The following is a 13,795-nucleotide window of genomic DNA, read 5'->3' as shown; positions in this document are numbered from 1 at the left end:
CTCTGCTAGACCAAGTACTGGTTGAGCTCGCGCTCCAGGAAGACGCCATGCGACGTCGACCCGTGGAACGCCCCGTCGTCGATCACCACCGAGCCCCGCGACAGCACCGTCGACACGCGACCGGTGATCTCCAGGCCCTCGTACGCGGAGTAGTCCACGTTCATATGGTGCGTCTCGACTGACAAGGTCTGCTTGACAGCCGGGTCGTAGACCACGATGTCGGCGTCCGAGCCCGCCGCGATCGCACCCTTCCGCGGGTACAGGCCGAACATCCGCGCCGGCGTCGTCGAAGAGATCTCCACCCAACGGGACAACGAGATCTCCCCCGCCAGCACGCCCTGGTGCAGCAGGTCCATCCGGTGCTCGACGCCCGGAATCCCGTTCGGAATCTTGGAGAAGTCGCCGCGCCCCAGCTCCTTCTGGTCCTTGAAGCAGAACGGGCAGTGGTCGGTCGACACCACGGACAGGTCGTTCGTCCGCAGCCCCCGCCACAGCTCGGCCTGGTGCTCGCGAGGCCGCAGCGGCGGCGAGCACACGAACTTCGAGCCCTCGAAGTCATCCCGCCCCAGATCGTCCAGCGACAGGAACAGGTACTGCGGGCAGGTCTCGGCGAACACGTTCTGCCCACGGTTGCGTGCGTTCGCGACGGCGGTCAACGCCTGCGCCGCCGACAGGTGCACGATGTAGAGCGGCGCACCCGTCACCTTCGCCAGCGTGATCGCGCGGTACGTCGCCTCCGCCTCGAGCTCCGGCGGCCGCGTGATGCCGTGGTAGACGGGGTCGGTACGCCCCTCCGCCAACGCCTGCGCGACGAGCTGGTCGATCGCGATGCCGTTCTCCGCGTGCATCATGATCGTCCCGCCGGTCTCCTTCGCCTTCTGCATCGCGCGGAGGATCTCGCCGTCGGTCGCGTAGAAGACGCCGGGGTACGCCATGAACATCTTGAACGAGTTGACACCCGCGTCGATGCAGGTCTCCATCTCCTTGAGCGTGCCGTCGTTCACGTCGGACACGATCATATGGAAGCCGTAGTCGACGGCGCAGTTGCCGTCCGCCTTCTGGTGCCATTTCTCCAACGTGGACAGCAGACTCGTGCCCTTCGCCTGCACGGCGAAGTCGATGATCGTCGTCGTGCCGCCCCACGCCGCGGCGGTCGTCCCGGTCGAGAACGTGTCGACCGAAGACGTTCCACCGAACGGCATCTCCATGTGGGTATGGGCATCGATGCCACCGGGCAGCACGTACTTGCCCGCCGCGTCGATCACCCGGTCGGCCGACGCGGCCCACTGATCCGCCAGCCCAGACGACGCGGACGCCACCGCCACGATCCGCTCGCCGTCGACGAGCACGTCCGACGCGGATGTGCCCAACGGGCTGACCACGGTTCCGTTCCTGATCACAATCGTCATCGCCACGCCTCCCTACGGCTGTACGAGCGAGTCGTACGAGTCCGGCCTGCGATCACGATAGAACGCCCACAGGTCACGTACTTCGTCCAGCACCGCCAGGTCGAGGTCGCGTACGACCACCTCGTCCGAGGTGTCCCCCGCCGCCTCACCGACCAGCTGGCCGCGCGGGTCGACGAAGTAGGACTGGCCGTAGAAGTCGTTGTCACCCAGGGGTTCGACGCCAACTCGGTTGATCGCGCCGACGAAGTACTCGTTCGCCACCGCGGCCGCCGGCTGCTCGAGGCGCCACAGGTACTCCGACAGACCGCGGCTCGTCGCCGACGGGTTGAACACGATCTTCGCGCCGGCCAGCCCGAGTGCCCGCCAGCCCTCCGGAAAGTGCCGCTCGTAACAGATGTAGACGCCGATCCGCCCGACCGCGGTGTCGAACACCGGATAGCCGAGGTTGCCGGGACGGAAGTAGAACTTCTCCCAGAATCCCTTCACCTGTGGGATGTGGTTCTTCCGGTGCATGCCGAGGTACGTCCCGTCGGCGTCGATCACCGCGGCGGTGTTGTAGTAGACGCCGGGCTGCTCCTGCTCGTACATCGGCACGATGAGCACGACGCCGTTCTGCTCCGCGACCTCCTGCATGAGCCTGGTCGTCGGCCCGTCCGGGATTTTCTCGGTGTAGGAGTAGTAGTCGGTGTCCTGCACCTGGCAGAAGTACGGTCCGTAGAACAGCTCCTGGAGGCACACCACTTGGGCGCCCTGCGACGCGGCGGTACGGATGTGCTCGACGGCGCTCGCGATCATCGAGTCCTTGTCGCCGGTCCACTGCTGTTGCACCAGACCCGCGCGAACGATTCCAGCCACCTTGTCTCCCTTGTGCCCTCGTTGTGTTCTCTGTGTCAACCCACGCTTGCCGGTGCGACAGCGGCCCGCCGAACGGGTGCCGCGTACGTCAGCGCGAGATAGATGAGGAAGCCTGCCACCAGGCCGATCGCCCAGCTGTAGTCGTACAGCGGCTTGAGGAACCCGATCAGGCCGCCAGCGGGGAACGGGCCGCCGTACGCGCCGCCGACCGCCAGCACTGCGCCGACCAGCGTCGCGACGACCGCACGCCAGTTCCAGCCGCCCGCGTACCAGTACCGACCGCCGACCTTGTACAGGTCGATGAGCGAGATCTGCGTCCGGTTCACGAACCAGTAGCCGGCGATCAGCACGCCGGCGATCGAGGCGAGCACGCCGCCGTAGAACCCAAGCCAGGCGAAGATGTAGACGTTCGGGTCGGTGATCAGCCGCCAGGGCTGGATGATCACGCCGATGATCGCGGTGACGAGACCGGCGGTACGGAAGTTCAGCCAACGTGGCAAGGCGTTGGAGAAGTCGTACGACGGGCTCACCACGTTCGCCGCGACGTTGCATGACATCGTCGCGAGGATCGCCATGATCAGGCCGACGATGACGACGACCGGGTTCTCGAAGCGTGTCGCCAGCAGAACCGGGTCCCAGATCGCCTCGCCGTACACGACGATCGTGCCGGACGTGGTGATGATCGAGACCAGCGCGATGAACGACATCGTGGTCGGCAGGCCGAGGATCTGCCCGCGTACCTGCTGCTTCTGCCCCTGGGAGAAGCGGGTGAAGTCGGGCATGTTCAGCGACAGCGTGGCCCAGAACGCGATCATGCCCATCAGCGACGGAGCGAAGATCGTCCAGAAGCCGGGACCCCAGCCGAGCTTGGACTCCTCGGAGAAGATCGGGCCGAATCCGCCTGCCTGGATGACGATCCAGATCATCAGCGCGAGGAACGCGACCGTCACCAGCGGCGCGGCCCAGTTCTCGAACCGGCGCAGTCCATCGATGCCGCGCATGATGAGGATCACCTGGACGAGCCAGAAGAACCCGAAGCTCAGCCATAGCGTCCACGGATGCCCGGCGAGCGGGCTGGCCTCGAGCCACCCGGCGCCGGCGAGCTTGCCGACGATCGCGTGGATCGCCTGGCCGCCGATCCAGGTCTGGATGCCGAACCAGCCGCACGCGATGAACGCGCGCAGCAGCGCGGGCAGGTTGGCGCCGCGGACGCCGTAGAACGCGCGGGCGAAGACGGGGAACGGGATGCCGTACTTGGTGCCCGCGTGGCTGTTCAGCAGCATCGGGACGAGCACGATGATGTTCGCCAGGGTGATCGTGAGGAACGCCTGCAGCCAGTTCATCCCGAGTGCGACCAGCCCGGAGGCGAGTAGGTAGCTGGGGATGTTGTGGGCCATGCCCATCCACAGCGCGGTGTAGTTGTACGTCGTCCAGCGCCGCTCGTTGACCGGCGTCGGGACGAGCTCGCCGTTCGCGTACTTGGTGCCGGCGATCAGCTCAGGCGCGTTCAGCTCCACCCGACCGTCCGGATGGACGATCTGGGTTTCGTCCTCGGGTAATTCGGTACGTGTCATCTTTCACCCGCCCGGGTCCGTTGTCTCGCTGAATCCTCGGAGTGCTCCGCTCGGTCGGACAGTGGCGATGTGTCCACTGTTGTCCCCTCGCCTGGACACCCTGTCCAGGCGAGTGAGGACGAGGCTATCCGCAGTCCGGCTCGTCGAAGAAGCCCCAACTGATCATCATGATGCTGCCAACAGGCGGTGGCGTGCGGCGAAACTGAGCGAGCCGGGGCTGCGGCAATCAAGAACTAGTGCAATTAGGCGGCTTGGGCGCGTCTTGCGAAAGCGGCTTACCGTCCGGCAACACGTACGTCACCATCAGGATCACCGGCTCGGTGCCGAGGTTGCGGCCGATGTGGACGTGGTTCCGGCCGCGCGGCTCGACGAACGACTCGCCGGCGGGCGTGACCTCAGTCGAGCAGTCGTCCATGGTCCGGGTCAACGTGCCCTGCTTGACGACCGCGATCAGCTGACCGTCGTGGTAGTGCCAACCGGTCGAACCGCCAGGCTGGATGGTGATCTCGCGGACGACGACGTCGGTGGTGCCGCGGCCGCGGATCACGATGCCTTCGTCGGACTCGCCCTGGGCGAGGATCACGCCGGTCACGCCGCTGCCGGGCGTGGCGGAGACGGCGGCCGGGACGCCGACGAGCGCGGGGGCTGCGGCGAGCACGACGAGAATCTTGCGAAGCTTCATGTGGGGACACTCCGGTGGTCTAGTCGACTAGGTCACGGCGTGCCCCCGGTACGAACCGGCCCCCGACCACTGGCGATCTTCCCACAAGGGATCAGCTCACGGACTCCCGTATGAGCAACGCCACGTACAGCGACAGCACGGACTCGGGGTCGTCCAGTGAGACGCCCAGGACCTGCTCGATCCGGCCGAGCTGCTGGTAGTACGCCGTCCGCGACAGGTGCGCGGTCGCCGCGGCGGCGGACTTGTTGCCGCCGTGCTCGCACAGGTGCCGCAGCAGCTCGACCAGCCGGCTGCCCTGGCCCGCGTCCCGCTCGAGCAGCGGCCCGAGCTCGCGGTCGGCGAACGCGCTGACCCGTTCGTCCTCGCGCAGCAGGTGGAGCAGCCCGCGCAGGCGCACGTCGTCGAGCCGGTGGATCAGCCGCGTCCCCGGCGACCGCAGCGCGGCCGACACCACGTGCGCGGCCTCGGCGAGCGAACGGCGAGCCGCGCCCACGCCGCGTACGGTCGTGCCCGCCGCCACCACGACCGGCACCGACGAGGGCGCCGCAGCGGCCACGTGGTGCACCTCGCGGGCAAGCCGCTTCAGCGCCGCGTCGACGTCCTGCTGCGGCGCCAGCGAGACCAACGCTCGCACGCTCGTGTCGTCCACGACGCCGACGAGCGCCGCGAGCTGCACCCTCCGCGCTGCGCTCGCTGTCGCCTCCGCGAGGTCCCGCAGCACCTCCTGGGTCGCGAGCGCCGGCGCGGACGAGGTCAGCGCGCGATGCCGTACGGCGATGCCGACCAGCTGCCGCCCGTCCAGGCGGACGCCCAGCGCTGCCGAGCGCGCGGACACGTCGGGCGGCACCGGGTCCGAACCGAGCAGCTCGGTGAGCAGCGACCGGTGGGTCTGCCGTTCCAGGCTCTCCCGGTCGCGCGCAACCAGCCGGTGTACGGCCAGCGCGGAGGCGGCGCGCTCTGCGACCACGACCTGCCGGTGCGTGGGCGGGTCAGGCGAGAGCAGGACGAGCCGTCCCCAGTCCGCGCCGCGCGCTCCGACCACGGTCACCAGCCAGCCGGCCTTCTCGTCGTACCCGGTCCGATCAGAGACCGAGACGCGCGCCGAACGGGTCGCCCAGTCGGCCAGCAGCTCCGCCGGCTCCTCCCCCGCCGCGTCGTAGGCGAGTACGTCGTGGGCAAGCGTCTCGAGTACGACCGGGAGTCCGGACGTACGGGCCACCTCGCGCAGCACCTCGGCCGGCTCCGCGCCCGCCACGGTGAGTGCGGTGAACGTCTCGTGCACGAGCTCGGCGGCCCGGAGCTCCGCGACCTGGGCGTCCATGATCAGGCCGACGACCGCCTCGGTCACGGCGACGAAGCGGGTCTCGTTCGCGAGCACCACCAGCGGCAGTCCGTGCAGGTCAGCGGCGTCGCGGAGGGCGGTCGGGACGTCCTCGTTCCACCGCCGGACCAGCTCGATCACCAGGCCGGAGGCACCGACGCCGGCGAGCTCGCGCACGTACGTCGCGAGGCCCTGCTCGTCCTCGGGCAGCGCGATGCCGGTGGTGAGGACCAGCTCGCCGCCGCGCAGCAGATGGGCGATGTCCGCGACCTCGGCGGAGTGCACCCAGCGGACCCGGTGTTCGAGGCCGGCCTGACCGGCCACCAGTCGCGGCCGGGCGCGGCGCAGCACGGGGAGGGCGAGGACCTCGGCCACGGTCGGGTACATGTGCACAACGTAAGCCCAGGTCGACGAAACGGGTACAGGTTGTTCATGGCCGAATGGACCGCTATCAGACCAGACTCAGAGGCGTCGCCGACGCCTGCGGAGGTCTTGATGTCGCACGAGGAGCTGCTGGCCCGCCATCGAGCCGTCCTCCCGAACTGGGTCGCCCTCTACTACGACGCGCCGATCGAGATCGTCTCGGCGTCCGGCCGGCGCGTGACGGACGGCGATGGTCGTACGTACCTCGACTTCTTCGCCGGCATCCTCACCAACGCGCTCGGGTACGACGTCGCGGAGGTCGCCGACGCGATCCGCTCGCAGCTGTCGACTGGCGTCATGCACACCTCGACGCTCTACCTGATCCGCAAGCAGGTCGAGCTGGCCGAGCGCATCGCGTCGCTGTCCGGGATCCCGAACGCCAAGGTCTTCCTGACGAACTCCGGCACCGAGGCGAACGAGGCCGCGCTGATGATGGCGACGCAGCTGCGGCGTTCGAACGAGGTGCTGGCGCTGCGGAACTCCTACCACGGAAGGGCGTTCGCGACCGTCGGCATCACCGGCAACCGGAGCTGGTCGGCGTCGTCGCTGTCGCCGGTGAAGGTGTCGTACGTGCACGGCGGCTACCGCTACCGGTCGCCGTTCCGTTCGCTGTCGGACGCCGACTACATCGCCGCCTGCGTTGACGATCTGCGCAACATCATCGAGACCACGACGGCCGGCGAGGTCGCGTGCATGATCGCCGAGCCGATCCAGGGTGTCGGCGGGTTCGCCACGCCGCCGGACGGCTTCTTCGGCGCGATGAAGACCGTGCTGGACGAGTACGGGGTCTTGTTCATCTCCGACGAGGTGCAGACCGGTTGGGGTCGCACGGGCGAGCACTACTGGGGCATTCAGGCGCACGACGTGGTCCCGGACGCGATGACGTTCGCCAAGGGGTTGGGGAACGGGCTCGCGATCGGCGGGCTCGTCGGGAAGCCGGAGCTGGTCGACGCGTTCACGGCGAACTCCATCTCGACGTTCGGCGGCAACCCGATCGCGTCGTCCGGAGCACTGGCCGTGCTCGACTTCATCCGCGACCACGACCTGCAGGCTCAGGCGGCCAAGCTGGGTTCGGTGTTGTTCGACGGACTGCGCTCTGTGGCGGACCAGTACTCGGTCGTCGGCGAGGTGCGCGGCAAGGGGCTGATGATCGGCGTCGAGCTCGTCCAGCCCGGTACGCGCGAGGCTTCGGCTCGCGCGGCGTCCCTGGTGCTCGAGGCGACGAAGCAACGTGGGCTGTTGATCGGGAAGGGCGGGCTGTACGGGAACGTGCTGCGGCTCGCGCCGCCGATGACGCTCACCGAGGAGGAGACAGACGAGGCGCTCGGCACCCTGCGCGAATCGATCGCTGCGGCCCATGAGGAGCTGTCGCGATGACCTCGCGGATCACGCACTGGATCGGCGGAAAGTCCTGGGACGGTCCGGCTGCGTCGCGTACAGGCGAGGTGTTCGACCCGGCGACGGGTGCCGTGACCGGGCTGGTCGATTTCGCGACGCAAGCCGAGGTTGACGAGGCGGTGGCCGCTGCCCGTTCTGCCTTTGCTGACTGGCGAAACGTGTCGCTGGCGCGCCGGTCGTCGATCATGTTCGCGTTCCGCGAACTGCTGCGCTCGCGCGCCGGCGACCTGGCGGCGATCGTGACCGCGGAGCACGGCAAGGTGCTGTCGGACGCCGCCGGCGAAGTCCAACGGGCGTTGGAGAACGTCGAGTTCGCGTGTGGGATCCCTGCGTTGCTGAAGGGTGGCTACAGCGAGAACGCGTCGACGAAGGTCGACGTGTACTCGATCGAGCAGCCCGTCGGCGTGGTGGGAGTGATCTCACCGTTCAACTTTCCGGCGATGGTGCCGCTGTGGTTCGTGCCGAACGCGATCGCGTGCGGCAACACCGTGGTGCTGAAACCGTCGGAGAAAGACCCGTCCGCGTCGCTGTTCATCGCGTCCCTGTTCGCCGAAGCGGGCTTGCCCGACGGCGTGCTGAACGTCGTACACGGCGACAAGGTGGCGGTGGACCGGGTCCTGTCGCATCCGGAGGTGAAGGCGGTGTCGTTCGTGGGGTCGACACCGATCGCCCGGTATGTGTACGAGACCGGGACGCGGCACGGGAAGCGAGTGCAGGCGCTCGGCGGCGCGAAGAACCACATGGTGGTGCTGCCGGACGCCGATCTCGAACTGGCAGCCGATGCGGCGGTGTCGGCGGGGTTCGGGTCGGCCGGTGAACGGTGTATGGCGATCTCGGTCGTCGTCGCGGTCGACCCGGTCGGCGATGCGTTGGTGGACAAGATCCGGTCGCGGATGGCGTCGCTGAAGGTGGGCGACGGGCGGCGTGCGGGCTGCGAGATGGGGCCGCTGGTGACGGCGGCCCACCGCGACCGGGTGGCCTCGTACCTCGACGCTGGCGTGTCGTCGGGGGCGTCTCTGGCGGTCGACGGCCGTGCGCACCCGGTGGACGGCGCGCCTGGCGGCTTCTGGCTCGGGCCGTCGCTGCTCGATGCTGTTTTGCCGTCGATGTCTGCTTATACGGACGAGATCTTCGGCCCGGTGCTCTCGGTGGTGCGTGCGTCGTCGTACTCCTCGGCCGTTGCGTTGGTGAACGGCAATCCGTACGGCAACGGGACCGCGATCTTCACCTCGGACGGAGGGGCGGCGCGGCAGTTCCAGAACGAGATCGAGGTCGGCATGGTCGGCGTGAACGTGCCGATCCCGGTGCCGGTCGCGTCGTACTCGTTCGGCGGCTGGAAGGACTCCCTCTTCGGCGACACCCACGCCTACGGCCCGCACGGCATCCACTTCTACACCCGCACCAAAGTCGTCACCAGCCGCTGGCCCGACCCCTCCCACGGCGGCGTGAGCTTGGGCTTCCCGCAGAACACCTAACGTGTACACATTCGGGTACACTTTTGGGTATGCGCATCGAAACCCTGTCGGTTCGCGAGGCCCGCGAACAGCTGCCGAGCGTGCTCGACCGCTTCCGCCACGGCGACCGCCGTCCCGTCGGCGTGGGATCACACCGCAAGACCGAGGCGGTCGTGGTGCCGGTCGAGGTTTTCGACGAGCTCGTTGCCGAACGGTCACAGGCCGTTGAGGAAGCTGCCGCCTCCCTGCGCGCCGAAGGTCAGGCCGCGAGCCCCGCCGCCGACGCGATCATGGACCGCTGGGCGAGAGGTGAGATCGGGACCGCCACGATGCGTGCCCAGATCCGGGAGCTGCACGGCATCCGGTGACCATCGATCCCTACACCGACCCGGCGACCGGAACGCTCGTCAACCTGCTCGGCATCAGCTCGCCCGAGGTGCTCGCGTCGGTCGAGGCTGACCTCAGCAAGGCCGCGATTGCTGATCTCGCGACAAGTGAGCTTCGGGGCGGCTATGACCTGGATCATCTTCGCGCCTTCCACCGCGAGATCTTCGGCGACCTCTACCCGTGGGCCGGCGAGCTCCGAACCGTGTCCATCGCGAAGACCGACACGTTCTGCCTGCCGCAGCACATCGAGTCGTACTCCGCGCAGGTCTTCGATGCTCTCGCCAAGGAAGACCACCTGCGCGACCTGGATCGCGACGCCTTCGTTGATCGCCTGACCTTCTACTTCGCCGAGGTCAACGCGATTCATCCGTTCAGGGAAGGAAACGGCCGCACGCAGCGGGCATTCTTCAGCCAACTGTCACGGCACGCCAGCTGGCCGATCGACTGGTCAACCCTCAGCCCTGCCCGCAACTCCGAGGCTTCGGTCGCATCGCTACGCGGTGACAGCCGCCCTCTGCGCTCGTTGCTGGACAACCTCGTCCGGGACTTCCCGCAGAGAACTTAGTCAGGTTCTGCCCTTGCCACGTTGTCAGTACCAGCTCTGGTTGGCCGATCGCGGGTCGGAGCCGGGCCAGCAGGTCCAGGTGCGGAAGCCGGCGGAGCTGTCGTCCATGCAACGTCCGGTCACCTGGTTCTCGAACTGCAGCGTGCCGTCTCCCCACCTCTTGACGTACCAGCTCTGGTTCGCCGACCGCCCGTCGGAGCCGGCCCAGCAGGTCCAGGTACGGAACCCGGCGCCGCTGTCGTCGATGCAGCGCCCGGTGGCGACGTTCTTGAGCTGCCGGGTGCCGTCGCCCCAGACGTGGACGTTCCATCGTTGCGCGTTGCTGCCGTTGCAGGTCCAGGTACGGAAGCCGGCGGACGAGTCCTCGATGCAGCGGGACGTGGTCTGGTTCTTGAACGTGTTGATGGCATCGGCATTCGCCGTTCCCGCGAGCACCGAGCTGCCGAGAAAGACAGCGAGCAGGACGATCCAGAGTTTGCGCATGGGTTGCTCCTCTCCGATCGGGTGAGGCGCTAGCTGCCCTCAGTCTGTCGCCGCCCGCTGGCAGGCAGCTGGCGCGCCGATGGCATCCCAGCTGGGCGGATCCGCAGCGAACTCGACCGCGACTGGTCACCTTCGCGCCACCTGTGCGAGGCGTTCGTCCTTCTAGGGTGGGCAGTTGACCGACGAACACGACGAGGGAGAACTGTGTCCGACGATCTGAAACGCCGCAGCCTGCTCACCGCCGGCCTCGCCCTCGCCGCGACCCCGGTCGTGGCTGGTGCCACCGCGGCCCCCGCCGCGGCAGCGGGACCGGTGCTCATCGGCCCGGCGCGCGGCGACCAGCTGCACGTGATGGCGTTCAACATCCGCTACGACAACGACCCGTCGCCGCGCTCGTGGCCGGAGCGCCGGCCGTTGATCGCCAAGCTGCTCCGCGACGAGCGGCCGACGATCCTGGGTACGCAGGAGGGGCTCTTCCATCAGGACAAGCAGATCCGCCAGGACCTGCCGGCGCACTACGACTGGATCCACCTGCACCGCGAGGGCGGCAGCCGCGGCGAGGCGATGACGATCTACTTCGACTCGCACCGCCTCGAGGTGATGGCGTACGACCACTTCTGGCTGTCGGACACACCGATGGTCATGGGCTCGAAGACGTGGGGCAACACCGTTACGCGCATGATCACGTGGGTGCGGTTCCTGGATCTGCGGACCGGGAAGACGTTCGTGCACCTGAACACGCACTTCGACCACCAGGTCGAGGTGGCGCGCCAGAAGTCGGCTGTGGTCGTGCGGGACACGGTGCTGTCCTTCGATGTGCCGACGATCGTGACGGGCGACTTCAACACTGCTGCTGAGTCGACGGTGTCGTACGACACGCTGGTGACGAACGGGCCTTTGAAGGACACGTGGAACGTCGCCAAGCAGCGGGTGACCCCGGCGTACGGGACGTTCAACTCCTGGAACCCCACGCCGACGCCCAACGGCGCGCGGATCGACTGGGTCCTCACGCCGCCCGAGGTGACCGTCCTGAAGGCAGCGATCAACGTCTCGAGCACGAACGGCCAGACGCCATCCGACCACTGGCCGGTCCAAGCCCTGGTCCGCCTCCCGTAACTCCCAACCGTTTCGGATGAGGGCGTCCCTCTATCGATCTATTCGATAGAGGGACGCCCTCATTCCATTCGGCGGCCGGGTCAGTCGCAGTCGTCGTCGAAGTCGTGCGGCAGCAGTTGGGGCAGGTCGAGCATCACCGAGAGGTTGCAGAGCATGCCCTTCGCGAGGAACAGCCGAGCCTCCTCCAGCGGCATCCCGCCGACCTCCTGGAACAGGTCGAACAGCTCCGCCATCCGCCGACCGACCACCTCGCGCACCTCGGGGTCCCCCGCCGAGGCGTAGCACTGCAGCTGGAACTGCAGCACCGTTCGGTCCTGCAGCAGCTCGTCGTACGCCCGGGCCATCGCCTGCATCCGGCCGTCCGGAGGTGCCGCCAGGGCCGCGGCGCGGAACATCGACGCGACCTTGTCGAAGCAGAACTCGACCGCCGCGAGGAACAGCCCCTTCTTCGTCCCGAACAGGCTGAACGCGTACGGCTGCGTGATCCCCACCGCGTCCGTCACCGCGCTCACCGCGGTCCCGTGCAAACCCGCCGAGGCGAACGCGGGCAGGGCCGCGGCGATCAGCGCCGTGCGGCGGGAGTCGGACGACTGTCGAGTGGACGCGCTCATGGTTGACAGGTTAGTGAGTGAACACTAAATTCTCAAGCAAGTGAGCGGTCACTAACAACCATCGCCCAGGGAGGGCCTAGCAATGTCCACCGAGTCCCCGCCCAGCCGGATGCGCTGGCTCACCGTCGTCACCGTCTCCGTCGCGCTGTTCATGGTCACGCTCGACAACCTGATCGTCACCGTGGGCCTGTCGACGATCCGCGCGGACCTCGGCGCCAGCCTCGAGTCGCTCGAGTGGACTGTGAACGCGTACACGCTCGCGTTCGCCGTCGCGCTGATCCCGGCCGCCAGCCTGGGCGACCGGTTCGGCCGCAAGAAGACCTTCATCGCCGGCCTGGCGCTGTTCACCGCGGCCAGTGCCGCCGCGGCGCTCGCCCCGAACGTCGATCTGCTGGTCGCCGCGCGCATGCTGCAGGGCGTCGGCGGCGCGGTCATCGCCCCGCTCACCCTGACCCTGCTGGCCGCGGGCGTCCCGAAGGAGAAAAGAGGCATCGCGCTCGGCATCTGGTCCGCGATCTCCGGCGTCGCGGTCGCGATGGGTCCGCTCGTCGGCGGCGCGGTGATCGAGATCGCCAGCTGGCACTGGATGTTCTGGATCAACGTCCCGATCGGCCTCATCCTCATCCCCGCCGTCGTCCGGCAGATCAAGGAGAGCTACGGGGAGAAGGCGCCGCTCGACCTGCCCGGCTTCGCGTTCGTCGGCCTGGGTCTGCTCGGCGTCGTGTTCGGCCTCATCCGAGGCGAAGCCGAGGGCTGGACCAGCCCGCTGATCGTCGGCTCGATCGGCGCCGGCGTCGTGCTGCTCGCCCTCTTCGTCTGGTGGGAACGCCGCACCCTGAGCCCCATGGTCCCGCTGAACCTCTTCCAGAACAGAGGCTTCGTCGTCACCAACCTCGTCGGCTTCTTCATGATGTTCGGCACGTTCGGCTCGATCTTCCTGCTGAGCCAGCAGCTGCAGTTCCTGTTCGGCTACGACGCGCTCGACACCGGCCTGCGGATGCTCGTCTGGACCGGCGCCACGCTGGCCGTCGCCCCGTTCGCGGGTCCGTTGGCGGAGCGGTACGGGCCACGGCTGTTCATGGCCGGCGGGCTCGCGCTGCAGGCGATCGCGCTGACCTGGATCGCGTTCGTCTCCGAGCTGGGCATGTCCTGGACCGAGCTGATCGGCCCGTTCGTCCTGGCCGGCGTCGGCATGGCGCTGGTGTTCGCCCCGTCCGCGAGCGCGGTCCTCGCCTCGGTACGACCGGAGCGGGCCGGCCAGGCGTCGGGCGTCAACAACGCGATCCGCGAGGTCGGCGCGGTGTTCGGGGTGGCCGTGCTGGGCACGGTGTTCGCCGCGAACGGTGCGTTCGACTCGCCGCAGGCGTTCCTCGACGGAACGTTCCCCGCGGTCCTCGCCGGCGCGGCCGTCACCGGACTCGGCGCGCTCGTCGCCCTGCTGCACCGCAGCAGCCACCCGCAACCCGGACCGACCAAGACAGACGCGACGCCGGAGCTGGTCGGACAGCCTCACTGAG

Annotated in this window: 13 protein-coding genes; 6 read left to right on the top strand and 7 right to left on the bottom strand. The window is 68.2% G+C overall.

The window, feature by feature from the left end:
- Positions 1-5: 5 nt before the first annotated feature.
- The 5 genes from hydA to JOD67_RS17495 form a co-directional block, all read right to left on the bottom strand.
- Positions 6-1,409: a dihydropyrimidinase gene (gene hydA / locus JOD67_RS17515; protein WP_205118673.1), complete on the bottom strand. Its 1,404-nt coding sequence runs from the start codon at positions 1,407-1,409 to the stop codon at positions 6-8.
- A 12-nt stretch (positions 1,410-1,421) separates the two neighbouring features.
- Positions 1,422-2,264: a nitrilase-related carbon-nitrogen hydrolase gene (locus tag JOD67_RS17510; RefSeq protein ID WP_205118672.1), complete on the bottom strand. Its 843-nt coding sequence runs from the start codon at positions 2,262-2,264 to the stop codon at positions 1,422-1,424.
- 35 nt (positions 2,265-2,299) lie between these two features.
- Positions 2,300-3,838 carry an NCS1 family nucleobase:cation symporter-1 gene (locus JOD67_RS17505; RefSeq protein ID WP_205118671.1) on the bottom strand — a complete coding sequence of 513 codons (1,539 nt, stop codon included), beginning with the start codon at positions 3,836-3,838 and terminating at the stop codon, positions 2,300-2,302.
- Positions 3,839-4,064: 226 nt separating this feature from the next.
- Complete coding sequence (locus JOD67_RS17500; protein WP_205118670.1) at positions 4,065-4,520, bottom strand: cupin domain-containing protein; 456 nt, start codon at positions 4,518-4,520, stop codon at positions 4,065-4,067.
- 91 nt (positions 4,521-4,611) lie between these two features.
- Positions 4,612-6,228, bottom strand: coding sequence for a PucR family transcriptional regulator (locus JOD67_RS17495; RefSeq protein ID WP_205118669.1), 1,617 nt, complete (start codon positions 6,226-6,228; stop codon positions 4,612-4,614).
- Positions 6,229-6,336: 108 nt separating this feature from the next.
- Here JOD67_RS17495 and JOD67_RS17490 point away from each other — a divergent pair, with 108 nt between their 5' ends.
- The 4 genes from JOD67_RS17490 to JOD67_RS17475 are packed head-to-tail and all read left to right on the top strand — an operon-like array spanning position 6,337 to position 10,068.
- On the top strand, positions 6,337-7,641 hold the full coding sequence (locus tag JOD67_RS17490; RefSeq protein WP_205118668.1) for an aspartate aminotransferase family protein: 1,305 nt from the start codon (positions 6,337-6,339) through the stop codon (positions 7,639-7,641).
- A complete protein-coding gene (locus JOD67_RS17485) occupies positions 7,638-9,137 on the top strand; it encodes a CoA-acylating methylmalonate-semialdehyde dehydrogenase (protein WP_205118667.1) in 1,500 nt (499 codons plus the stop codon). Before JOD67_RS17490 ends, JOD67_RS17485 begins: the two co-directional genes overlap by 4 nt.
- Positions 9,138-9,166: 29 nt before the next feature.
- Positions 9,167-9,484, top strand: a complete 318-nt coding sequence (locus JOD67_RS17480; protein ID WP_205118666.1) for an antitoxin VbhA family protein — start codon at positions 9,167-9,169, stop codon at positions 9,482-9,484.
- Positions 9,481-10,068, top strand: coding sequence for a Fic/DOC family protein (locus JOD67_RS17475; protein WP_205118665.1), 588 nt, complete (start codon positions 9,481-9,483; stop codon positions 10,066-10,068). The genes JOD67_RS17480 and JOD67_RS17475 overlap by 4 nt, the downstream gene beginning before the upstream one ends.
- Before the next feature lie 24 nt (positions 10,069-10,092).
- On the opposite strand, the gene JOD67_RS17470 is transcribed toward JOD67_RS17475, so the two are convergent.
- Entirely contained in the window at positions 10,093-10,551 is a 459-nt protein-coding gene (locus JOD67_RS17470) for an RICIN domain-containing protein (RefSeq protein ID WP_205118664.1), read from the bottom strand.
- 204 nt (positions 10,552-10,755) lie between these two features.
- Here JOD67_RS17470 and JOD67_RS17465 point away from each other — a divergent pair, with 204 nt between their 5' ends.
- Positions 10,756-11,667, top strand: a complete 912-nt coding sequence (locus JOD67_RS17465; RefSeq protein WP_205118663.1) for an endonuclease/exonuclease/phosphatase family protein — start codon at positions 10,756-10,758, stop codon at positions 11,665-11,667.
- A gap of 80 nt (positions 11,668-11,747) precedes the next feature.
- Here JOD67_RS17465 and JOD67_RS17460 read toward each other — a convergent pair whose 3' ends face one another.
- A complete protein-coding gene (locus JOD67_RS17460) occupies positions 11,748-12,278 on the bottom strand; it encodes a TetR/AcrR family transcriptional regulator (protein ID WP_205118662.1) in 531 nt (176 codons plus the stop codon).
- A gap of 82 nt (positions 12,279-12,360) precedes the next feature.
- Between JOD67_RS17460 and JOD67_RS17455 the strand changes: the two genes are divergently transcribed.
- A complete protein-coding gene (locus tag JOD67_RS17455) occupies positions 12,361-13,794 on the top strand; it encodes an MFS transporter (RefSeq protein ID WP_205118661.1) in 1,434 nt (477 codons plus the stop codon).
- The last annotated feature ends 1 nt before the right edge of the window (position 13,795 follow it).

The organism is Tenggerimyces flavus (genome assembly GCF_016907715.1).
Taxonomy (GTDB): Bacteria; Actinomycetota; Actinomycetes; order Propionibacteriales; family Actinopolymorphaceae; genus Tenggerimyces; species Tenggerimyces flavus.
The sequence above is the reverse complement of the archived record's forward strand: the minus strand, read 5'-3'. Positions and strand labels throughout refer to the sequence as shown.

Excerpts from the sequence above, each read along its gene's own strand:
- JOD67_RS17505 (WP_205118671.1), bottom strand. The coding sequence starts at position 3,838 with ATGACACGTACCGAATTACCCGAGGACGAAACCCAGATCGTCCATCCG.
- JOD67_RS17500 (WP_205118670.1), bottom strand. The coding sequence starts at position 4,520 with ATGAAGCTTCGCAAGATTCTCGTCGTGCTCGCCGCAGCCCCCGCGCTC.
- JOD67_RS17485 (WP_205118667.1), top strand. The coding sequence starts at position 7,638 with ATGACCTCGCGGATCACGCACTGGATCGGCGGAAAGTCCTGGGACGGT.
- JOD67_RS17495 (WP_205118669.1), bottom strand. The coding sequence starts at position 6,228 with ATGTACCCGACCGTGGCCGAGGTCCTCGCCCTCCCCGTGCTGCGCCGC.
- JOD67_RS17490 (WP_205118668.1), top strand. The coding sequence starts at position 6,337 with ATGTCGCACGAGGAGCTGCTGGCCCGCCATCGAGCCGTCCTCCCGAAC.
- JOD67_RS17480 (WP_205118666.1), top strand. The coding sequence starts at position 9,167 with ATGCGCATCGAAACCCTGTCGGTTCGCGAGGCCCGCGAACAGCTGCCG.
- JOD67_RS17455 (WP_205118661.1), top strand. The coding sequence starts at position 12,361 with ATGTCCACCGAGTCCCCGCCCAGCCGGATGCGCTGGCTCACCGTCGTC.
- JOD67_RS17470 (WP_205118664.1), bottom strand. The coding sequence starts at position 10,551 with ATGCGCAAACTCTGGATCGTCCTGCTCGCTGTCTTTCTCGGCAGCTCG.
- hydA (WP_205118673.1), bottom strand. The coding sequence starts at position 1,409 with ATGACGATTGTGATCAGGAACGGAACCGTGGTCAGCCCGTTGGGCACA.
- JOD67_RS17460 (WP_205118662.1), bottom strand. The coding sequence starts at position 12,278 with ATGAGCGCGTCCACTCGACAGTCGTCCGACTCCCGCCGCACGGCGCTG.